Origin of the sequence: Arthrobacter sp. LAR12-1-1.1 (assembly GCF_040676555.1) — a bacterium.
Classification (GTDB): domain Bacteria; phylum Actinomycetota; class Actinomycetes; order Actinomycetales; family Micrococcaceae; genus Arthrobacter.
On record NZ_JBEGIG010000078.1, the window covers coordinates 188,700 to 210,600 of the forward strand.

Genomic DNA, 21,901 nt, shown 5'->3' on the forward strand with positions numbered 1-21,901 from the left:
GGTGGGCCACAGCGCGTGCGGTGGCCCCGCGTTAGACTGGTGACGTTATGAATCGCACAATATTCAAATCCAAGATCCACCGCGCGACGGTCACGCACGCGGACCTTCACTATGTCGGTTCCGTCACCGTGGACCTGGATCTGCTGGAAGCGGCCGACATCCTTCCCGGGGAGCTCGTGGCGATTGTCGACGTCACGAACGGCGCCCGGCTTGAGACTTACACGATTGCCGGCGAGCGCGGTTCCGGCGTGATCGGCATCAACGGCGCCGCCGCCCACCTGATGCACGAGAACGACATCGTCATCCTCATTACCTACGCCCAGATGACCACGGAAGAGGCGAAGGCGTACAACCCCAAGGTGGTCCACGTTGATCAGGACAACAAGATTGTCCAGATCGGCAACGACCCTGCGGAGGGCATGACCCCGGGCCTCCTGCGACCGCCGCACTCGCTCAATAACGCCGCGCTCAACTAGCGGCAGCCGCCCCACCCCCGCCTCCCGAGCGCCGCAGCAGGCGTGCGCAAGGCGCGGCAGCACGCCGTCGTGCGTAATAGGACGGTCTGCGGAATAAAGCTGATTACTCTGGAACGGTGACCCTTACCCGCTGCCCTCCCGCCCCGCTGCGGAGAACCGCGTGCTAGGGGTATTGGCAGGGTTCTTTGTGGTCTGGGTCATCATCCTGGTCGGCATGTTCGTAGGCCGGCGCAACATCCTGGGCGAGAACGCGCGCTCCGTCCTCAGCGCCCTGACGTTCTTCGTCGCCAGCCCCGCCCTGCTCTTCGAGACCCTCAGCAAGGCGAAACTCCACGACGTCTTTGCCGCACCGCTGCTCGTGACGGCAGTCGGTGCGGTGACGACGGCGGTCCTGTTCTTCGGCATTGTGCGCTTCGCCCTCAAGCGGCCCGTGCCGGAAGCCCTCATCGCCTCCATGAGCGCGTCCCTGGCCAACTCGGCCAACCTCGGCATTCCCATCGCCGTCTTCGTGCTCGGCGATGCCAGCTATGTGGCACCCCTGCTCATCTTCCAGCTGGCCTTCTTCACGCCCCTGTTCCTCATGGCATTGGATGCCACCACCAGCTCGCACCGCACCACGCCGCTGGGGTTCGTGCTCATGATCCTGCGGAACCCGGTGATCGTGGGGTCCGGGCTGGGTCTGGTCGTGGCCGGAACCGGCTGGCAGGTACCGCCGCTGATCATGGAGCCCATCCACCTGATCGGCGGGGCCGCCATCCCGGCCATGCTGATCGCCTTCGGCATGAGCCTGAACGGCTCCAAGCCGCTGCAGGCGGCGGCCGGCCGCCGGCTGGACACGCTGCTGGCGAGCTGCTTCAAGCTCATTGTCCACCCGCTGGTGGCCTACCTGTTTGCCCGCTTTGTCCTCGGCATGCAGGAGCAGGCGCTGTTCGCCGCCGTCGTCACGGCAGCCCTGCCCACTGCCCAAAACGTGTTTGTTGCGGCCAGCCGCTACCGCACCGGCGTCACAGTAGCCAAGGACACCGTGTTGATCACTACGGTGGTAGCTGTCCCGGCCATGATCGGCGTGGCCCTGCTGCTGGCCTGACCCGTCTGGCCTGACCTATCTGGGCGGGCCGGGACCACACCCCGGAGGAGGAACCCTTGAAGACAACTTTGGACACCGTGGTCATCGGCGGCGGAGCGATGGGCTCCGCCGCCGCGTGGGCGCTGGCCCGGCGCGGCCGGGACGTGACCCTGCTGGAGCAGTTCGGGCCCGGCCACCGCAACGGGGCTTCCCACGGCACAACCCGGAACTTCAACCCCGGCTACGCGGATCGCGACTACGTGGCCATGCTGGCCGAGGCGGCACGGCTGTGGCGCGAGCTGGAAACGGACTCCGGCGCGCGGCTGCTGGCGCGCACCGGCGTCGTGAACCACGGCGCCGATCCGCGGCTGCCCGAGGTCCGGAATGCGCTGCTTGCCGCCGGGCTCCGGGCGGAGTTCCTCTCCGCCGAGGAAGCCGCCGAGCGCTGGCGGGGCATCCGGTTCGAGACGCGCGTGCTGCACATGGCGGACGGCGGCCAGCTGAACCCGGACGCCGCGTTGCCGGCGCTGCAGCGCCTCGCCGCCGGCCTCGGGGCCGAGATCCGCCATCATGTGAAGGTCCTGGAGCTGGAAGTGCTCGACGACGGCGTCCGGCTCACCGTGGAGTCCGGCGGCCGCACGGAGGTGCTCTCCGCCAGGCAGGCCGTTGTCACCGCCGGCGGCTGGACCACGAAGCTGCTGGCCGGCGTTTTGCCCCTCCCCCGGCTGACGGTCACCCAGGAACAGCCCGCGCACTTCGCCATCGCAGACGACGGCGCCGTGTGGCCGGGGTTCAACCACATGCCCGGCCGCGGGGATGCGTACGCGTACTGGCGGTCCCCCGTCTATGGCATGTCAACGCCGGGCGAGGGCATCAAGGCCGGATGGCACGGTGTGGGCCCGGTGGTGGACCCGGACCGGCGGACGTTCGCTCCGGAGCCCGAACAGCGGGCAGCCCTGCAGCGCTACGCCCGGGACTGGCTGCCCGGCGTCGACCCCGACTCCCTCACCGACATCAGCTGCACCTACACAACCACAGTGGATGAGAACTTTGTCCTGGACCGGATCGGCCCGGTTGTCATCGGCGCCGGCTTCTCCGGCCACGGGTTCAAGTTCACGCCGGCCGTGGGCAGGATCCTGGCCGACCTCGCCACCGGCGACGGCGGTGCGCCGGCCATCTTCTCGGCCTCCCGCCCCCGCCCCTGACGTCCCGCCCGGAGCAACGCCGGTAGGCTGGGACCGGTCTTAAGCCGCCCCACAGGCACCAGGGGCACCAGCATGAAGTGGGGAAGAATTGCTCAGCACCAAATCAGGCAGCGCCCAGTCCAACAGCACGCCATCAACAAGTGCCCGCAGCCGGACGATGGGCCCCGTCGACTGGATGGCCCGGGGCCTGGCCGGCCTGCTGCTGGTGGCGACCTCAGCGTGCGCCGGTCCCGGGGCAGTCCCCACGGCCGCTGGTGCCGGCGTTCGCCCCGGCGTGACGGCTGCCCCAGCCACTGCGTCAGCGGGCACGGACAGCGCCCCGCTGGATCCGGACACCACACCCGGTGTCGGTGTTCCCGGCGTCGGCGCCCCGCACCAGCTGCCAGCCTTTGCGAGCAAAGCCCTCGAGGTGCTGGCGACGCTGCCCGTCAAGGGCCGCGCACCCAAGACGGGCTATTCGCGCGAGCAGTTCGGCCCGGCCTGGTCCGACGTCGACCACAACGGCTGCGACACCCGCAATGACATGCTCCGCCGCGACCTCACCGCCCTCGCGCTCAGGCCCGGGACGCGGGACTGCGTGGTGCTCTCCGGCGTTCTGGCCGACCCCTACACGGCCGCCGCCATCAACTTCCTGCGCGGCAACGCCACCAGCACCGCGGTCCAGATCGACCATGTCGTGGCCCTCAGCGACGCCTGGCAGAAGGGCGCGCAGCAGCTCAGTCCGGCACAGCGGCTATCCTTCGCCAACGACCCCCTGAACCTGCTGGCGGTGGACGGCCCGGCCAACCAAAGCAAGAGCGACGGCGACGCCGCCACCTGGCTGCCGCCGAACAAGTCCTACCGCTGCAACTACGTCGCCCGCCAGATTTCAGTGAAATCCGTCTACGGGCTCTGGGTGACCCAAGCCGAGCACGATGCCATGGCCCGGGTCCTCTCCGACTGCCCGGACGCCCTGGCCCCCACTAACCAGCAGGCCTCCGCTCCAGGCCAGGCCGCGCAGGCACCGCCCGCACAGCAGCCCGCCCCGGCGCAGGTCCAGATGGCCCCCGCCCCCGCAGCACCTGCGGCGGTGACCTACGCGAACTGCGCCGCGGTCCGCGCCGCCGGCGCGGCGCCCATCCACGTCGGCCAGCCGGGGTACAGCGGCAAGCTGGACGGCGACGGGGACGGCGTCGGCTGCGAGTAGTGGCGGCCGGCCCTGCGTCCGGTCATTTCCGGTGGCGGTCAGTTCTTCTGGTGCTCGTGCAGGAGCCGGGCGCAGCGGATGAAGCCCAGGTGCGAATAGGCCTGGGGATGGTTGCCCAGGTGGGTTTCCGTGCCGGGATCGTATTCTTCCGGCAGCAGCCCCGTGGGACCGAACAGGTTCACCAACTGGTCGAAGAGGTCCCATGCCTCCTCGATCCGGCCGACGGCGATGTAGGCCTCGATCAGCCACGTGGTGCAGATGTGGAAGCCGCCCTCCAGGCCGGGCAGGCCGTCGTCGTACCGGTAGCGGAAAACGGTGGGCCCCACCCGCAGTTCCCGTTCCACCGCCGTGACGGTGGCCAGGAAGCGGGGGTCGTTGACGTCCAGCAGGCCGGAGAGGCCGATGTGCAGCACGGCCGCGTCCAGGTCCGGGCTGTCGTAGGCCACGGTGTAGGAGGACGCCGATTCGTCCCAGCCTTCGCGCAGGACTTCCTGCCGGATTCTCGCCGCTGTGGGCTCCCAGTCCGGCAGCGGTTCCCGGCCATGCCGGGCGGCCGTGCGCAGCGCCCGGTCGAGCGCCACCCAGCACATCACCTTCGTGTAGACATGGTGCCGCGGCGCCCGTCTGGCCTCCCAGATGCCGTGGTCCGCCTCATGCCAGCGGGCCAGCACGGCCGAGGCCATCTGGACCAGCAGTTCCCAGTGGTCATCTGAGAGCACGCCCTGGCGGGCGCTGAGGGCATGAATCAGCTCGGCAATCGGGCCAAACACATCCAGCTGCACCTGGTGGTCGGCAGCATTCCCGATCCGGACCGGGCGGGACCCCGCGTAGCCGGGCAGGCTCTCGATGATGGCCTCGGTGGACAGCGGCGCCCCGGTCACCGAGTAGAGCGGATGCAGCCACTCCGGGCCCGGGGCGTGGGCCAGGATCCGGCCCAGCCAGGCCAGGAAGCCCTCGGCCTCGGCGGTGGAGCCCAGGTCCACGAGGGCGTTGACGGTCATGGACCCGTCCCGTAGCCAGCAGTACCGGTAGTCCCAGTTCCGCGTGCCGCCGATACCCTCCGGCAGTGAGGTGGTGGGCGCGGCCAGCACGGCGCCGGTGGGTTCGTGGACCAGGGCCCGCAGCACCAGCGCGGACCGGCGGACCAGCGACGGCTTAACGCCCGGCAGTTGCAGCTCGTGGACCCAGCGCCGGGAATGAAGGGCGACGGCGGCGCGACGCCCGGTCTCATCCTCGGGCACCGCCGGCTGGAGTTCCGTGTCGCCGCAGCGCAGGTTGAGGACCACGGGCCCGTCCCGCAGGTCGACGTCGGCCGTGGCGGTGGCGTGCCGGCCGTCCGAGGTGATGGAAAAGGCCACCCCGGGCGCCCGAAGGGCGATGGGGTCCGCGGTGCCGACGACGTGCAGTTCCGGCCCGCGCGCCTCCATGCTGAACGGCGCATTCGCGTAGTCCGGCCGTGGCGCGAAGACGATTCTCGCCGTGCCGGTGCCGGAGAGGACCCGGACCAGGCTGGTGATGCCTTCCGGGGCCGGCTCCAGGTAGTCCGTCACGGTGACGTCGGCCCAGCGGGTTTCGACGATCATGGTGCTGTCCACGTAGCGCTGGCCCAGGACCTGGGAGGACTTCACCGGTTCCACGGAGAAGTGGCCGGCCGCATCGCCGCCGAGGAGATGGGCAAACAGCGACCCCGAGTCCGGCAGCGGGTGGCTCATCCAGCAGATCTTCGCGTCCGGCGTGATCAGGGCGGTGGAGGAGCCGTTGCCGATCATGGAGTGCCGTTCCAGGCCCACGGCGTCCTCGCCGAAAAGCCACGCCCGCCGCAGTTCGAACAGGATCGCCAGGACCCGGGCAAACGACTCCGTGTCCCGGAGCCTGTGGTTCGCCACGCTGGGCCCCTCCCCCACGCGCAGCGCCATGTCCGGTCCGCGCAGCGTTGCCATGGCCAGCTCATCGCTGGACGCGTCGCCGGCGTAGAGGGCGGCACTGACGCCGAGCACGGAGCGCAGGTGCTCCATGGCCGCAGCCTTGGACGGTTCGACGACCGAAAGGTCCAGCACTGAGCCGTCCACGATGAAGTGGAGCCCAAGGTCCTGGGCGATGTGCGAGGCCTTCCCGGTGGCCAGGGCAACGATGTCCGGCGCCGCGGACCGCGTGTGGACGGACACCGCGACGGGTTTGCGTTCGATGCTGATGCCCCGGTACGCGCCGACCGTTTCGGCGAGTGCCTGGTGGGCCTGCTGGAGCACGGACTCCGTGGCCAGCGAGAGGCTGTGGGCGTAGCCCATGTCGAACTCGGCACCGTGCGAGCCCACCAGATGTACCTCGGCGGGCAGGCGTGAGACTGCTGCGAGGTCGCGGAGGGACCGGCCGGAAATGACGGCGGCGTGCGTATTGGGCAGGGCGGCGAGCGCGCGGAGGGCGATCGCGGCGCTGGCCAGCGGCAGGGTCTCGGTCGAGATCCCTTCCGCCGCGCAGAGGGTTCCGCCATAGTTGCACGCCACCAGTAGCCCCGGGGTGCGGGCCAGGATCTTGAGCTCAGCCAGCAGTTGCGGCGTCAGCCCGTCGTCGGCGGCGTCAGTCTGCACGAAGGCCCGGAGCAGGCCCAGCGGGAGGGATTTGGTCAGGAGGGCAGAGTCAGCCAAGGACTGGTTGAGCGGAGTGGGCATGCGCGGAGTCCTTCGAATAGTCCCCAATGCTGCATGAGAATCGTCCTCGGGAGGGCGTAGTTCCAGTATCCTCCTGACCCAGTTTCGCCCGGGTGTCCCGGCGGTTGCAGGTATGTAACGTCTGCTGGCCGCCGGGAACATGGCCGCCCGGGAGATGGCCGCCGGGAACAAAACAGTGCGTTGGGAGCTAGCTGTGCTCGGCGCCCGGAGCCGTGGCGACGCTCAGGACCAGGGTGTAGTCGTGCTCGGCGAGCGCGGTCTCGATCCCGGCGATGAAGGCCGGGAAGAACGGGTCGGTTCCCAGCAGGGAAGGGTCCCGGGCCACCACCAGGCCCAGCGCATAGGCCTTTGCTGAGGACAGTCCTTTCACCCGGAGGCTCGGCTTCCAGCCGAGGTCCTTGGCCACCCTGAGGATGCGCTCCCGGGTGTCCGGGCTCACCCCGGGCTGGCCGTTGAGGGCGTAGGCACGGCACCCTTGCTGACGCCGGCCGCGTGGGCGACGTCCGGTTCAGTTGCTGCTTGTCAAGGATGGGCACTGCGCAGCGCCGGCCCGGCCGGCATCAGAGCAGCCGCCCCGCCACGCGTTTCAGCAGTTGGCTGGCCTGTATTCGTAGGTTCCCGCATCGGCCGCGCCACCGCCCTGGCAGTCGGTCTTTTGGTTGGCCGACCGCCCGTCCAGATCCATGGGGAACGGGCTGATCCCGGCCCGGTCAATGGCCGGGCTCACGCCCGAAAGGTGGAGATCGGCGGGTGCATTCACAAAGTCGGCCGGTTCGGTGGTGGAGGTGGCGCTGGGAACGATGTTGATGGGGCCGTTGAGGACGTTCCCTTGCTCCGTCCAGCCAGAGCTGTCCATCCACAGCGCGTTGCGGGCGGCTACCAGGATGTTTCCCCGGATGACGGTCGAAGCCGGGCATGACGCGTGGCAGACAAAGGCCTGAGAGTCCGGGCCGTCCAGCCATACGGTGTTGTATTCGAACGTGGTGCCGTTGGTCGGGCCGAAGGACGACGTCCTGCCGCGCGCAATCAGCCCCATGGCCTGGGAACAATTGGGGCCGCAGGTGGATCGGACGAGGTTGTAGCTAAAGGTGTTGCCGTCGGCAGTTCCGCCCCTTCCGCGCCCCAGTTCGGAGAAGACGTTGTTATCCACAGCCACGTTGTGGTGGATCCTGTTCCGGTTGCCGTTGAAGATTTCGAACGCGCTGCCGTCGTGGCCAAAGTCGTAGGACAACGCGGTGGAGCCGGTGATGGTGTTGCCGGAGAACTCATTGTCGCTCCCGTTGACCAGGAAGCCGAAGGCACCCGAATCATCGGTGCACTTCACGGCTGTCGCGGTGCCGCACCGCTCCCCCTGGGTGTTGACGTTCATGATGCTGTTGTCAGCGAGTGTGTTGTTGGCGTAACTGCCAAAGTCGGAGCCCTCGCTCACCTTGATACCCGCGGCGTTCTTGTCCGCGGCGGAATTCCGTATGGAACCGTGGTCGCCGTAGATGCTGAAGCCCGCATAGCCGCACGATTCCGTCCGCAAGCCGTCCACGGTGATGTAGTCGCCGTCGAGCCTGACGCAAGTACCCGCCAGCCCCCCGGTAACGACAGGCAGATCGCCGCTTCCGTAGGCATTCAGGGTGATCCTGAGCCGGCTGGTGCCGCTGTTGCCGACCACAAGGCCCCCGGAAAAGACATCTCCGCGGCGAAAGCTGACCGAGTCCCCGGGCCGCAGAATGGTGGCGTTGACCATATCGAAGGTCGCCCAGGCCGATTGTGGCGATGTCCCATCGTTGGCGTCATTGCCGTCCGCGCCCACGTAATACGTGGCACCGACCGCCGCGGCCGGCGCGGATGCGCCGCCGAGCAATCCACCCAGGAACAGCAGGATGAGCAGCGTGGCGGCGGCTGTGGACTTGATCTTCATGGGTGCACCTGGGTTTTCGCCATGTATCCGCGGATCCGGGCACCACCGCCAACCGGCGGACCACGTCGGCACCCTGAGGGGCTTAACGCTAAGAGCGGGTCGGTGCTAAGTCAACGGACAAAGCTGCCCCTGGCAGAAATACAGCGACAATGCCGCAGCGGCGCCACCCACAGCGCCGGCCGCGGGCATCGTAATGTTCTTTTTTGCTACTTGACGTTCTTTATTGTGCGAATATGATAGCTAATTATGTGAGCTGCTTCACGCGACCCCGCATTATTTCAAAGGAGAAATTATGACCATGCACGAAGACGCACTGCTCCGGGCCTCCAGCCAAGGCGGGTGGGACCGGAGGACGCTGCTGAAGACATTCGGCGCCGGAGCAGTCGCGATGGCCGGCATTCCCCTGCTTACAGCCTGCACGGGCGGCAGCGCACCTGCCAGCAGCGGTGCCACGACGGCCACCTTCGGATCCGGCTCCTCGGACGAGGTCCCCAAGGCCGCTTACAAGGCGGTGACGGACGCTTTCCAGAAGAAGTCCGGCATCACGATCACCACCAACGTGGTGGCGCACAACGACTTCCAGAACAAAATCAACACCTACCTCCAGGGCAGCCCGGACGATTCCTTCACGTGGTTCGCCGGCTACCGCATGCAGTACTACGCCGGCAAGGGACTGCTCGCCCCGATCGACGACGTCTGGGAAAAGGTCGGCGGAAACTACTCCGACGCCCTGAAAAAGGCCTCGACGGGCGCCGACGGCAAGATGTACCTGATCCCGAACTACAACTACCCCTGGGGCTTCTTCTACCGGAAGAGCCTCTGGACGGAAAAGGGCTACACCGTCCCCACGACGTTCGATGAGCTGAAGACCCTCGCCGCCAAAATGAAGGCGGACGGCCTGATCCCGATTGAATTTGCGGACAAGGACGGCTGGCCCGCCATGGGCACCTTCGACTACCTGAACATGCGCCTGAACGGCTACCAGTTCCACATGGACCTCACCGCGCACCGGGAAAGCTGGGACCAGAAGAAGGTCAGCGATGTCTTCGACACCTGGAAGGCCCTGCTGCCGTACCAGAACCCGAACGCCCTCGGCATGACCTGGCAGGACTCGGCGAAGTCCCTCGCGGACAAGAAATCCGGCATGTACCTGCTCGGCTCCTTCCTCACCCAGCAGTACACGGACAAGGCAATCGCCGACGACATCGACTTCTTCCCCTTCCCCGAGGTCGCGGTGGAAGGCCAGGACGCCATCGAGGCACCCATCGACGGCCTCCTGCTCTCCAAGAAGGGCGGCCAGAACCAAGCCGCGCGGGACTTCCTGGCCTACGTCGGCACCCCGGAGGGACAGGACGTGTACGCCTCGGTTGACTCGTCCAACATCGCCACCGCCAAGGGCGCTGATACGTCTAAGTTCACTCCGCTCAACAAGAAACTGGCCGAGGCCATCAGCGGCGCCAAGAACATCAGCCAGTTCTTCGACCGCGATGCCCTGCCCGCCATGGCCAACAACGTGATGATCCCGGCCCTGCAGTCCTTCATCAAGGACGGCACCGTCGATGTGAAGAACCTGGAAGCCCAGGCCAAGTCCCTGTACGCCGCCCAGTAGCGGCGCGCCTGGCCGCGCGTTTCGCACGCGCAATTTCCACAGCATTCCCCTCTGCATTTCCCAAGGCAAGGAATCTCCATGAGTGTCTCTACCAATCCGTCGGCGCGGGGGCGCAAGGCAGCCGCCGCCCCAGCGCGGCGGGTTCGGCGGCTGTCCGGCCGCGACAAACTGGTGCTCGGCTTGATGGTGGGCGTCCCCACGCTGATCCAGCTCGTATTGGTCTGGATCCCCACGCTCATGTCGGTCGGGCTGTCCTTCACCCGCTGGAACGGGCTGGAGCTGACCGACATCAAGCCCGCCGGCGTCGAGAACTACCAGTTCATCGCCCAGGATTACCCGCCGTTTTGGCCGGCCATGCAGCACAACGTGCTGTGGCTGGCGTTCCTGGCACTTGTCGCCACCCCGCTGGGGCTGCTGCTGGCTGTCCTCCTGGACCAGAACATCCGCGGCACGCGGATCTACCAGAGCATCTTCTTCGCCCCGGTGATGCTGTCCCTGGCCCTGATCGGCATCATCTGGCAGCTGTTCTACAACCGTGACAGCGGCCTCTTGAACTTCGTCCTCGGCACGGCGGGCACGCCCCAGGCCGTCGACTGGTTCGGGGATTCCAGCGTCAACATCTGGGCTGCCCTCTTCGCCGCCACCTGGCGGCACGCCGGCTACGTCATGATCCTGTACTTGGCAGGGCTCAAGGGAGTGGATCCGACCCTGCGGGAGGCGGCCCAGATTGACGGCGCCAACGCGGTCCAGACCTTCTTCCGGGTGATCTTCCCGGCCATGCGTCCGGTCAACGTCATCATCATCGTCATCACCGTTATCGAGTCCCTCCGGGCCTTCGACATCGTCTACGTGATCAACCGCGGCACAAACGGCCTGGAACTCATCAGCGCCCTGGTCATCCAGAACCTGGTGGGCGAGGGGCAGGTGATCGGCATCGGGTCGGCCCTGGCGGTCATCCTGCTCGTCATCTCGCTGATCCCCATCACGTTCTACCTGTCCCGCGCGTTCGGAAAGGACAAAGAGGCATGAGCATCGCCCATCCAACCGATGCCGCCGCGGCCGGCACGCCGGCAGACGCCCGGCAGAGCAGCTCCGGTCCGGGCAGGGCCCGCCCCCGGCCGGGCCGGCCGGCCAACAACAAGCAGGGCAAGCGGCACTACGGCACCCACGTCTTCCTCATCGTCATGGCGGCTATCTGGCTGGTACCGCTGGGCTGGGCCATTTTCACTGCCCTTCGGCCAAAGGCGGACACGGACAAGTACGGGTATTTCAGCACCGGCGGGGCCTTCAACTTCGACAACTTCATCCAGGCCTGGACGCAGGGCGGCTTTGCGAAGCTGTTCTGGAACTCCGTGCTCATCACGGTCCCGACCGTGTTCCTGATCCTCTTCTTCGCCTCCATGATGGCCTTCGCCGTCAGCCGGGTGAGCTGGAAGTTCAACATCACCCTGCTCATCATGTTCACCGCCGGAAACTTGCTGCCCCCGCAGGTGCTCGCGGCGCCGCTCTTTGAAATGTTCAAGCACTTCGAGCTGCCGTACGCCGTCAGCGATTCCGGGAACCTGCTCAACACGTACATCAGCGTGATTGCCGTAGACACCGCCTTCCAGATCGGCTTTGTGACGTTCGTCCTCTCGAACTACATGAAGGCCCTGTCCCCCGAACTGACCGAGGCAGCCCTGGTCGACGGGGCCGGCGTCTGGCGCCAGTACTGGGACATCATCCTGCCGCTGTGCCGCCCTGCCCTGGCCGCCATGGGCACGCTCGAGGTGATCTTCATTTACAACGACTTCTTCTGGCCCCTGCTCTTCATCCAAAGCGGCGACCGCCTTCCGGTCACCACCGCGATCAACAACCTCCAGGGCCAGTTCCTCTCCAACTACAACCTGATCGCCGCCGGCGCCATGATCACGGCCATACCGGCCCTGATCATCTACCTGCTCCTGCAGCGCCACTTCGTGGCGGGCCTGACCCTCGGCTCCAGCAAAGGATAAACGTGGACAACAGCTTCAACCACAACAACAACCACATGGACTACATCACCGCCCGCCTCGGCTCCGAGGGCTCCCCGATGCTGGCCTTCGGCGGCGACTACAACCCGGAGCAGTGGCCCGAGGAAACCTGGGACGAGGACGTCCGGCTGATGCGCGAGGCCGGCGTCAACCTCGTCAGCGTGGGCATCTTCAGCTGGTCCCTGCTTGAGCCGTCCGAGGGCGTCTACGAGTTCGGCTGGCTGGACCGGGTCCTGGACCTGCTGCACGCGAACGGCATCCGGGTGGACCTGGCGAACGCCACGGCATCGCCGCCGCCCTGGTTCAGCCACAAGTACCCCGAGTCCCTGCCGGTAACGGCCGACGGCGTGCGGCACAGTTACGGTTCCCGGCAGGCGTTCGCGGCCTCGAGCGCCGAATACCGCCGGGCCGCCGCGGCCCTGACCGAGCAGATCGCCGTCCGGTACAAGGACCACCCCGCCGTCGTGATGTGGCACGTCCACAACGAGTACGGCTGCCACAACCAGCCGGATTTCTCCGACGGCGCCGCCGCCGGCTTCCGGCGCTGGCTCGAACACCGGTACGGCAGCCTCGAGGCCCTCAATGCCGCGTGGGGCACCGCCTTCTGGTCCCAGCGCTACTCGGCCTGGGAGCAGATCCTGCCGCCGCGCACCTCCGGGACCTGGGTTAACCCGACCCAGCAGCTGGACTTCGCCCGCTACTCCTCCGATGAACTGCTCGAATGCTACAAGGCCGAGGCCGCGATCATTCGCTCACACTCAGGGCATCCCGTGACCACCAACTTCATGGGGTTCAACATGGGCCTGCACCAGCCCGTGGACTACTGGCGCTGGTCCGAGGAGATGGACGTGGTCTCCAACGACCACTACCTCATCGCCGAGGACTTGCGAAACTTCCAGGAACTGGCGGCAACCGCGGACCTCACCCGCGGCTGGGCCAAGGGCAAGCCGTGGCTGCTCATGGAGCATTCCACCTCTGCCGTGAACTGGCAGCCCCGCAACATCGCCAAAGCGCCCGGTGAGATGCTGCGCAATTCCCTGCAGCACGTTGCCCGCGGCGCCGACGGCGCGCTCTTCTTCCAGTGGAGGGCCTCGCGCGCGGGCGCCGAGAAGTTCCACTCCGGGCTGCTGCCGCATGCCGGCACGGACACCAAGGTTTGGCGTGAAGTGGTCCAGCTCGGCCAGGCGCTGCGCAGCCTCGCCGAAATCAGCGGCTCGGTGGTGACGGGAGCATCCGGCCGGGTGGACGTCGCGATCCTCCACGACACCGACGCCCGCTGGGCCTCGGAACTGGACTCGCACCCGAGCGTGGATGCCTCCAACATCGCGGAAACCCGCCGCTGGCATGATGCCTTCTACCGTGCCGGCATCCCCACCGACTTCCGCCAGAGCACCGACGACCTCTCCGGCTACCGGCTCGTCGTCGCACCAATGCAGTACCTCGTGAGCGATGCCGGGGCCGCGAACCTGGACGCGTACGTGCGCGCCGGCGGCCACCTCGTGGTGACGTATTTCTCCGGTATCGTGGACGAAAATGACCACATCAGGCTCGGCAGCTACCCCGGCGCGTTCAGCGCACTGCTGGGCGTCCGGATGGAAGAATTCTTTCCGCTGCGCGGCGGCGAAAGCGTCCGGCTCAGCGGTTTCGGGGCGGGCACCTGCTGGAACGAACTGGGGCGGGCGACCACCGCCGAGGTCCTCGCGACCGTGGAAGAGGGACCGGCAGCCGGCTCTCCCGCCGTGACCCGCAACCGCGCCGGAAGCGGCCGCTCCTACTATGTCGCAACGACGCTCGCACCAGAGGGCCTGGGCGAACTGCTCGCCGTCGTCTGCGCCGATGCCAGGGTGCAGCCGCTCATTCCGGACCTCCCGGACAATGTGGAAGTTGCCCGGCGCAGCAAGGACGGCACTGACTGGACGTTCTGCATTAACCACGGGGCCCACGACGTCAGGCTGCCGCTGGAAGGCGTCGACCTGCTCTCCGGAGCCGAGCTCGACGGCGGGCTCGGCCTCGCGGCCGGAGGTGTCGCCGTCGTCCGTTCCCGTGCCGCCCAATTGGTCGGCACGTCCGCCAGCCACTCAAGCCACTCAAGCCTGTAAGGACTCCACATGCTAGCCGCAGCCCGCCATTCCGCCATCCTCGCGGAGGTCCAACGTGAGCGGATCGTCCGTGTCGCGGACCTCGCCAAGATGCTCGGTGTCTCGCTGATGACCGTGCGGCGGGATATCGAGGCCCTCGACGCGGCCGGCTCCGTGGAGAAAATCCACGGCGGGGCCAAGCTGCCCGGCGGGGCCGGCACCCACGAGCCAGGCTTCGAGCTGAAGGTGACCCAGCTCAAGGACGAGAAGATGGCGATTGCCCAGGAGGCGGCCGCACAAGTGCGCGAGGGCATGGCGGTGGGGCTCAGCGCGGGCACCACCACGTGGGCGCTGGCCCAGCTGCTGTCCGCCGGGCCGCGGATCACGGTGGTCACCAACTCGGTGCGGATCGCGGACGTTTTCCACCAGAGTTCGTCCCTGTCTACCGTGATCCTGACCGGCGGCGAGCGCACACCCTCCGATGCCCTCGTCGGGCCGCTGGCCACGTCCTCGCTCAAGCAGCTGCACCTGGACGTGCTGTTCCTCGGCGTCCACGGCGTCGACGCCGACGCCGGGTTCACCACCCCCAACGTATTGGAAGCCGAAACCGACCGGGCCTTCGTCACCGCGGCCCGGCGGGTGGTGGTGCTGGCCGACCACACGAAGTGGGGCACCCTTGGCATCAGCACCATCGCCAGCCTGGAGGACGCTGACGAACTGATCAGCGACGACCTCCTCGGCAGCGAGGCCCGGCGCATCCTCGGCGAGCGCGTCGGCAGGCTCCGCCTGGCCAGTACCGGCGACGCCCGGCGCATCAGCACAGCCACGAGCCCCACAGCAGCCGCAGGCTGACGGCAAGGCCCGCCCACCCCCAAACCACTACGCCTGGAGCTGCCGTGAACAACCCGGACCTCACCCTTGCCGCCGAGACCCGCTCCCCCCTGGGCGTCCCGGGCCTGTTGCCGTCGGATCTGGAGCCGTTGTACCTGCGTCGCTCCGGCACGTCCCTGCTCATCGACTTCAGCACGGGCGAGGCCGCGATGCTGCACTTCGGCGCCGACCTCGGCCCGGCCTTGCCCGAGCTTTCGCTGCTGGGCGACGCCGTCCCGCGCTCGGCCCTCGACGTTCCGGTCACGCTGGGGCTGATCCCGCAGGCGTCCTCCGGCTGGCGCGGACGGCCCGGCCTCCGCGGCCACCGGAATGGCCAGGCGTTCTCGACCCGGCTGCGCGTTGTCAGTGTTGAGCGTTCCGGCGGGGGGCGTTCCGGCGGGGAGCTGACCGGCGCGCACGAGTGCTCGGCCGTCATCACCCAGGCGGACCCCGAGGCCGGCGTCAGAGTCCGCACGGAGATCAGGATCAACGACGGCGGCCTGCTCCAGCTACGGCACCGGCTCGATATCGACGGCGCCGGCCCGTACAGCCTTGACGAACTCGCGGCCGTGCTGCCGGTGGGCCGCGCCGCCACAGAGATCCTGGACCTCACCGGCCGCTGGTGCCGGGAGTCCCACCCCCAGCGCCTGCCGCTGCACCAAGGCACGTGGGTCCGCTCGGGCCGGCACGGCCGGACCGGCCATGACGCTTCCCTCCTGCTGGCAGCCGGCACGCCCGGATTCGGCAACCGCCACGGGCAGGTCTGGGCCGTGCATCTGGGCTGGAGCGGCAACCACGAGAGCTTCGTTGACGCAGCAGCGGACGGCCGGACCGTCCTGGGCGCCTCGGAACTGCTCGGCGCCGGCGAGATCAGCCTGGCCGCGGGCGCCAGCTACGAGACCCCGTGGTTGTTCGCGGCGTACTCCGCCGCGGGGCTGGACGGCATCAGCGATGCTTTCTACACCTGGTTCCGGAGCCGCCCGCACCACCCCGGCGTGCGGTCGGGCAAAGCCCGTCCCGTGGTTCTCAACGTCTGGGAAGCGGTGTATTTCGACCACCGGATGCCGGTGCTGCTTGATCTCGCCGAATCCGCCGCCCGGCTGGGCGTGGAACGCTACGTCCTCGACGACGGCTGGTTCCGCGGCCGGCGCAACGACCAGGCCGGCCTCGGCGACTGGTACGTCGACGAGGACCTCTGGCCCGGCGGCCTGGCCCCGCTGATCGACGCGGTGACCGGCCACGGCATGGAATTCGGTCTCTGGGTGGAACCCGAAATGGTCAACGAAGACTCCGACCTGGCCCGCGCCCACCCGGACTGGATCGCCGCTCCGGTACCACGGAGCGGCGGGGGCAGCCCGGCCGGCCGGCTGCCGGAACGGTGGCGGCACCAGCAGGTCCTCGACCTCGTCAATCCGGAGGCCTGGCAGTACATTTTCGACAGGCTCGATGCCCTGTTGAGCGAATACCGGATCAGCTACCTGAAATGGGACCAGAACCGGGACCTGACCGAAATGGGCCACGCCGGGCGCCCCTCCGTGCACGCCCAGACGCGGGCCGTTTACCGGCTCCTCGACGAGCTGCGCCTGGCCCACCCGGACGTCGAGATTGAAAGTTGCTCCTCCGGGGGCGCCCGCGTGGACCTCGGAATCCTGGAACGCACCGACCGGATCTGGGCCTCGGACTGCAACGATGCCCTGGAACGGCAGACCATCCAGCGCTGGACCGGTGTGGTGGTGCCGCCGGAGCTCGTCGGATCGCACATCGGACCCACCACGAGCCACACCACCGCGCGAACGCACGACCTCTCCTTCCGGGCGATCACCGCGATGTTTGGCCACTTCGGCCTCGAATGGGATGTCCGGCACCTCGCCGATTCCGAGCGCACCGAGCTTGCCGGGGCGATCACGCTGTTCAAGCAGTACCGGCCCCTGCTGCACAGCGGGCGGATGGTACGGGCGGACGAGCCTGATCCGGCCCTCCGGCTCCACGGCGTCGTGTCCCATGACGGCGGGGAGGCCCTCTTCGCCCTGGTGTCCGTGGCGACGTCGTTCGCCGAAGTCCCGGGGCGGGTCTGCCTGCCAGGGCTGCTGCCGGACGCCGCGTACCGGGTGGAAGCGGTCTACCCGGCGGCCGATGACAGGCGTGCGTTCCTGCAGGCGGTGTCTCCGGCGTGGCTTGCAGGCGGCGTCGAGGCGACCGGACGGTTCCTGGCGGAGTCCGGCCTCCCCATGCCTGTCCTGAACCCGGAGCACGGGCTGCTGCTGGCTATCCGCCGCGTCACCGCCGCCGTTCCAGCCGCCGTTCCAGCCGCAACCGGCGGCCACCCCGTAAGGAACTCCTGACCATGGGCCAGATTACGAAGCGCTCCTATAAGCTCTCCGACGGCCGGGACATCATCTACTTCGATGATGCCGATACCGTCCTGCCCCCGGACCGGGGGGACGATCTCCGCGAGCCGGCGCTCCGTCCGCCTACCGCCACCATGCGCCAGGACGTCCTGACCGGGGAGTGGATTTCGATCGCGGCCGCCCGGCAGAACCGGGTGGTCCTGCCGCCCTCGCACCTGGACCCGCTGGCCCCGGCGTCGCCGGAGAATCCCTCGGAGATTCCGAGCCTCTATGACGTCGCCGTCTTCGAAAACAAGTCCCCGTCCTTCGGACCGGACCTGGCGGGAGCCGGCGCGCCGGAGGGCCTGGACGACCTCGCCCTGGTGGGGCTGGGGCGCAGCCGGCAGTCTGTGGGCCGGTGCGAAGTGGTGTGCTTCTCCCCCGAACACACCGGGTCCCTGGCGGGGCTGCCCCTGTCCCGGATGCGCACCGTGGTGGAAGCCTGGGCGGACCGGACGGCCGCGCTGTCCGCGCTGCCCGGCGTCGAACAGGTTTTTCCGTTCGAGAACCGCGGCGAAGCGATCGGCGTGACGCTGCACCACCCGCACGGACAGATTTACGCCTACCCGTACATCACGCCCCGTACGGCCCAACTGGTCCGCACGATCGAGAGCTACGGCGGCTCGCTGTTCCAGGACATCCTCAGTTTCGAGCAGAAATCCGAGCGGGTGCTGCTCCAGGGCGAGCACTGGACGGCGTTTGTCCCGTTTGCCGCGCGCTGGCCGCTGGAAGTCCATATCCTCCCGCACCGGCACGTCCCGGACCTCGCCGCCACCACAGGCGAGGAACGCGATGAGTTCTCCCGGCTGTACGGCCGGCTCCTGCGCGGCGTCGATGCCCTCTACGACACGCCCACTCCGTACATTTCGGCGTGGCACCAGGCTCCCGTCCACGCCCACCGCGACGACATCCGGCTCATGCTGCAGCTGACCTCGCCCCGCCGGGAGGAGGACAAGCTCAAGTACCTGGCAGGCTCGGAGGCCGCGATGGGCGCATTCATCGCGGACATCCCGCCGGAAACGGCTGCCGCCCGGCTCCGCGAGGCCATGGAAAAGGCATCGCCACCACCGCCTACGGCAGGGCTCGAGCCATTCCGCACAGAACTGCCAGCAACAGAACAGGAAGCCGCCCAGCCATGAATGAGGTCCTTCAACTGGGAAGCGAGTACTTTTCCAGCCAGTTCGGCGGCGTGCCGGACGGCTTGTGGTCGGCGCCCGGGCGGGTCAACCTGATCGGCGAGCACACGGATTACAACGACGGCTTCGCGTTGCCGATCGCGATCGACAAGCGCACCACGGTAGCGGCCCGCGCCCGTGCAGACCGCTTGCTCAGGGTCACAAGCAGCTCTTTCCCCGGCATGATGGAGGTGAGCCTCGAGGACTTGGACCCAGATGCCCTGACCGGCTGGGCCGCCTACCCCCTGGGTGTGGCCTGGGCGATGTCCCGCGCGGCGGCTGCCGGCGCGCCCGACGGCGCCGGTTCCGGGGGTGCCTCGCGGATGTCCGGCCTGGACCTGGCGCTGACCTCGGATGTTCCGGCCGGCGCCGGGCTGTCCTCCTCCGCCGCCGTCGAATGCGCCGTGGCCCTGGCCCTGAACGATCTCTGGGAGTTGGGGCTGGACAGGCAGGAACTAGCCCGGATCGGCCAGCTGGCCGAGAACAGGGTGGTCGGCGCACCCACCGGCATCATGGACCAGTCGGCCTCGCTCCTGGGCGAACCGGATCATGGCATCCTGCTCGACTGCCAGAGCCTGGTGACCGAGACCGTTGCCCTGGGCTTCGCCGGTGCCGGCGTAGGGCTCCTGGTGATCGACACCCGCACCAGCCATTCCCATGCCGACGGCGGCTATGCCAGCCGCCGCCGGTCCTGCGAGGACGGTGCCCGCCGCCTGGGCGTCGGCAGCCTGCGGGCACTGGGCCCGGATGATCTCCCCCGCGCCGCAGCACAGCTCGACGGACAGACCTACCGCCGGGTCCGCCACATCATCACGGAAAACCAGCGGGTGCTGGACACCGTCGCGGCGCTGCGGACCTCCGGCGCGGCCGCCATCGGGCCGTTCCTCAACGAGTCGCACCTGTCCATGCGCGACGACTTCGAGATCTCCACGCCCGAGCTCGACCTCGCCGTGGCCGGCGCGCAGGAATTGGGCGCCATCGGAGCGCGCATGACCGGCGGCGGCTTCGGCGGGGCCGCCCTCGCCCTGGTCCGGAGCGACGACGCCGGCGACGTGGCCGGGGGCATTGCACGCGACTTCGCCCGTGCCGGGTTCACGGCCCCGCACATCTTCCCCGTCACCGCGTCCGAGGGCGCCCGCCGGGAACTGTAGCCCGGGCCGCCGTGAGACCCGCAGGCAGTTGGGCGCGCAGGCTCTTAGGCCCGCACGAGCTGGGCGGCGTCGGCCAGAAGGTCCACGGAACGGAGCCGGGCCTCGGTGCCGGTGCTCTGATGCGCCACGATCAGTTCGTCCGCGTCGGCGTGCCCCGTGAACTCCTCGAGGTACGCCAGGACGGCATCGGGAGTGCCCACAGCGGAGTACTTCATCATCTGCGCCACGTGCTGGCCCTGGGGCGAGTCCAGGATCATGTCCGCCTCGTCGTCGCTGAACACACGGCCATTGCCGAAGAACAGGGAGACCCTGGCCCGCTTGGTGGCCTGGAACATCGCCTGCGCCTCCGCGGCCGTATCCGCGGCAACGACATTGACGCCGGCGATCACATGCGGGGCGTCGAGCTGCGCAGAGGGCCGGAACTCGCGGCGGTAGACGGCCACCGCGTCCTGCAGCGCGTTGGGCGCGAAGTGCGAGGCGAAGGCGTAGGGCAGGCCCAGCTGGGCGGCCAGCCTGGCGCCGAACAGGGACGAGCCCAGGATGTACAGCGGCACGTTGGTGCCTTTGCCCGGGGTGGCCTCCACGCCCTGGATGCGGGTGGGGCCGGTCAGGTAGCCCTGGAGCTCCAGGACGTCCTGCGGGAAGCTGTCTGCCGACATCGGATCGCGGCGCAGGGCGCGCATGGTGTTCTGGTCGCTGCCGGGCGCCCGGCCCAGCCCGAGGTCGATCCTTCCCGGGTGCAGCGTTTCGAGCGTGCCGAACTGTTCCGCGATGGTCAGCGGCGAGTGGTTGGGCAGCATCACGCCCCCGGCGCCGAGCCGAATGCTGGAGGTGTGGGCCGCGACGTGGGCGATCAGCACGCTCGTGGCGGAAGAGGCGATCGCGGACATGTTGTGGTGCTCGGCGTACCAGATCCGCCGGTAGCCCCGGTCCTCGGCGAGCTGCGCCATGGCCACGCTTCCGGCGAAGCTCTCCGCCGCCGTCTGGCCCGGGCCGATGGTTGCAAGGTCAAGAATGGAAAGCGGAACAGTCACGGAAAAGCCGGCCTTTCGTAGCGGAGCAGTGTGCGGGCCGGAGTTTGGAACTGCGGTCCTGGGCGGCGCCGGGTTTCCGGCGCGGGCACACTGGCATCAACGACGGCGGCCCCCGGGATATTTCTGCACATATTTCTGCACATGATTCTGGACCGCGCGGACAGCCCACCCCCAGCTGGGCCGGCTGCTTCTTGCCAGCTTCTGCTTCTACTTCAGCGTCTGCTTCAGCGGTTCAGCGGGATCAGCTGCAGGAGTAGTTGTAGTCGAGGCCGCCGGAGATGTACTGCGTCATCGAGACGCGGCTGCGCGGGGTGAGCCCGGGCAGGGCGCAGTTCTGCTTGGCGCCGGCCGCCGATCCCGCTCCAGCGAGCCAGCTCGGCAGTCCTGCCAGCGGGCTGGTGAACTTCACGGATCCGGCGATCTTCCCCCACTGGTAGCCAGTGGAGTAGAGGCCCACGCGCGCGCCGATCCTCTTGAAGTAGGCGGTCATGCCTTCCAGGACGGCGACGTTGGCGGCCGTGTCTGCCTGCCAGGTGTTTTCCGTTTCCACATCCAGCCACCAGAGGTAGGACTGCGGGTTGCTGACCCCGCGGCGCCTGGCGTCGTCGGACGCCTTGGCCCACCCGTACATGTAGGAGCAGGCTTTGAACGACCCCAGGGCGCAGTTGCCGTAGGGGTTGGTGACCTTCACCCCGTTGTAGGTGTTCGACGTGGGCCACCATGACCCCTGCCGGCCGGGGTTGGCGGTGTTCACGTACAGGGCCACTCTGGGCTGCGCTGTCGCTGCGGGGGACTTTGCGGTCTTCGCCCAGGCCAGCTGGCTTGCCAGGCACGGGTTCGTGTTGTTGGCCAGGCCGTAGTTGACGCCGACGATTGCGAAGGCGGGCTGCTTTGGCAGGGTCCTGCCGCACTGCGGCCAGGACACATCGATTCCGGGTCCCGAGGTGCTGGCCGTGACGGCCGAGGCGGGGCTTCCGCCCAAGAGGACAAGGCCGAGGGTCACAACAAAGGCCAGTACGATGCGCGGGAACGAGTTGGGCATGCCACAGTCTAAGGCAGAATCGCAGAAACGCT

Annotated in this window: 17 protein-coding genes; 12 read left to right on the top strand and 5 right to left on the bottom strand. The window is 68.2% G+C overall.

The window, feature by feature from the left end; translation table 11 throughout:
* The first annotated feature begins 47 nt into the window (after positions 1–47).
* The 4 genes from panD to MRBLAR12_RS22985 all read left to right on the top strand — a co-directional run bounded on the left by panD (position 48) and on the right by MRBLAR12_RS22985 (position 3,933).
* Positions 48–476, top strand: a complete 429-nt coding sequence (panD, locus tag MRBLAR12_RS22970) for an aspartate 1-decarboxylase (protein ID WP_229993087.1) — start codon at positions 48–50, stop codon at positions 474–476.
* 160 nt (positions 477–636) lie between these two features.
* Positions 637–1,563, top strand: coding sequence for an AEC family transporter (locus MRBLAR12_RS22975; RefSeq protein WP_364748719.1), 927 nt, complete (start codon positions 637–639; stop codon positions 1,561–1,563).
* 56 nt (positions 1,564–1,619) lie between these two features.
* The gene (locus MRBLAR12_RS22980; protein WP_364748722.1) at positions 1,620–2,747 is read left to right on the top strand and encodes an FAD-dependent oxidoreductase; all 1,128 of its coding nucleotides are present in this window, start codon (positions 1,620–1,622) and stop codon (positions 2,745–2,747) included.
* 88 nt (positions 2,748–2,835) lie between these two features.
* On the top strand, positions 2,836–3,933 hold the full coding sequence (locus MRBLAR12_RS22985) for a GmrSD restriction endonuclease domain-containing protein (RefSeq protein ID WP_364748725.1): 1,098 nt from the start codon (positions 2,836–2,838) through the stop codon (positions 3,931–3,933).
* A 38-nt stretch (positions 3,934–3,971) separates the two neighbouring features.
* Here the strand turns inward: MRBLAR12_RS22985 and MRBLAR12_RS22990 are convergent, their stop codons facing one another.
* The 3 genes from MRBLAR12_RS22990 to MRBLAR12_RS23000 all read right to left on the bottom strand — a co-directional run bounded on the left by MRBLAR12_RS22990 (position 3,972) and on the right by MRBLAR12_RS23000 (position 8,511).
* Positions 3,972–6,599 (bottom strand): trehalase-like domain-containing protein, encoded by a 2,628-nt coding sequence (locus MRBLAR12_RS22990; RefSeq protein ID WP_229995038.1) that lies wholly within the window; start codon positions 6,597–6,599, stop codon positions 3,972–3,974.
* Between the two features lie 187 nt (positions 6,600–6,786).
* Positions 6,787–7,038, bottom strand: a complete 252-nt coding sequence (locus MRBLAR12_RS22995) for a hypothetical protein (RefSeq protein WP_229995039.1) — start codon at positions 7,036–7,038, stop codon at positions 6,787–6,789.
* Between the two features lie 147 nt (positions 7,039–7,185).
* On the bottom strand, positions 7,186–8,511 hold the full coding sequence (locus tag MRBLAR12_RS23000; RefSeq protein WP_229995040.1) for a hypothetical protein: 1,326 nt from the start codon (positions 8,509–8,511) through the stop codon (positions 7,186–7,188).
* 292 nt (positions 8,512–8,803) lie between these two features.
* Here MRBLAR12_RS23000 and MRBLAR12_RS23005 point away from each other — a divergent pair, with 292 nt between their 5' ends.
* The 8 genes from MRBLAR12_RS23005 (at position 8,804) to galK (ending at position 19,793) form a co-directional block, all read left to right on the top strand.
* On the top strand, positions 8,804–10,120 hold the full coding sequence (locus MRBLAR12_RS23005) for an ABC transporter substrate-binding protein (RefSeq protein WP_229995041.1): 1,317 nt from the start codon (positions 8,804–8,806) through the stop codon (positions 10,118–10,120).
* Between the two features lie 78 nt (positions 10,121–10,198).
* The gene (locus MRBLAR12_RS23010) at positions 10,199–11,149 is read left to right on the top strand and encodes a carbohydrate ABC transporter permease (protein WP_364748731.1); all 951 of its coding nucleotides are present in this window, start codon (positions 10,199–10,201) and stop codon (positions 11,147–11,149) included.
* Positions 11,146–12,114: a carbohydrate ABC transporter permease gene (locus MRBLAR12_RS23015; RefSeq protein ID WP_229995043.1), complete on the top strand. Its 969-nt coding sequence runs from the start codon at positions 11,146–11,148 to the stop codon at positions 12,112–12,114. The genes MRBLAR12_RS23010 and MRBLAR12_RS23015 overlap by 4 nt, the downstream gene beginning before the upstream one ends.
* 2 nt (positions 12,115–12,116) lie before the next feature.
* Entirely contained in the window at positions 12,117–14,231 is a 2,115-nt protein-coding gene (locus MRBLAR12_RS23020; protein WP_229995044.1) for a beta-galactosidase, read from the top strand.
* Between the two features lie 9 nt (positions 14,232–14,240).
* Complete coding sequence (locus tag MRBLAR12_RS23025) at positions 14,241–15,062, top strand: DeoR/GlpR family DNA-binding transcription regulator (RefSeq protein ID WP_364748735.1); 822 nt, start codon at positions 14,241–14,243, stop codon at positions 15,060–15,062.
* 119 nt (positions 15,063–15,181) lie between these two features.
* Positions 15,182–17,422, top strand: a complete 2,241-nt coding sequence (locus MRBLAR12_RS23030) for an alpha-galactosidase (RefSeq protein ID WP_229995053.1) — start codon at positions 15,182–15,184, stop codon at positions 17,420–17,422.
* 2 nt (positions 17,423–17,424) lie between these two features.
* The gene (gene galT / locus MRBLAR12_RS23035; protein WP_229995046.1) at positions 17,425–18,606 is read left to right on the top strand and encodes a galactose-1-phosphate uridylyltransferase; all 1,182 of its coding nucleotides are present in this window, start codon (positions 17,425–17,427) and stop codon (positions 18,604–18,606) included.
* Positions 18,603–19,793, top strand: coding sequence for a galactokinase (gene galK / locus MRBLAR12_RS23040; RefSeq protein WP_364748738.1), 1,191 nt, complete (start codon positions 18,603–18,605; stop codon positions 19,791–19,793). Before galT ends, galK begins: the two co-directional genes overlap by 4 nt.
* A 44-nt stretch (positions 19,794–19,837) precedes the next feature.
* Here galK and MRBLAR12_RS23045 read toward each other — a convergent pair whose 3' ends face one another.
* Together MRBLAR12_RS23045 and MRBLAR12_RS23050 are read right to left on the bottom strand one after the other, a co-directional pair.
* Entirely contained in the window at positions 19,838–20,827 is a 990-nt protein-coding gene (locus MRBLAR12_RS23045) for an LLM class flavin-dependent oxidoreductase (protein WP_364748740.1), read from the bottom strand.
* Between the two features lie 241 nt (positions 20,828–21,068).
* Positions 21,069–21,869: a hypothetical protein gene (locus MRBLAR12_RS23050; RefSeq protein ID WP_229995049.1), complete on the bottom strand. Its 801-nt coding sequence runs from the start codon at positions 21,867–21,869 to the stop codon at positions 21,069–21,071.
* Between the last annotated feature and the right edge of the window lie 32 nt (positions 21,870–21,901).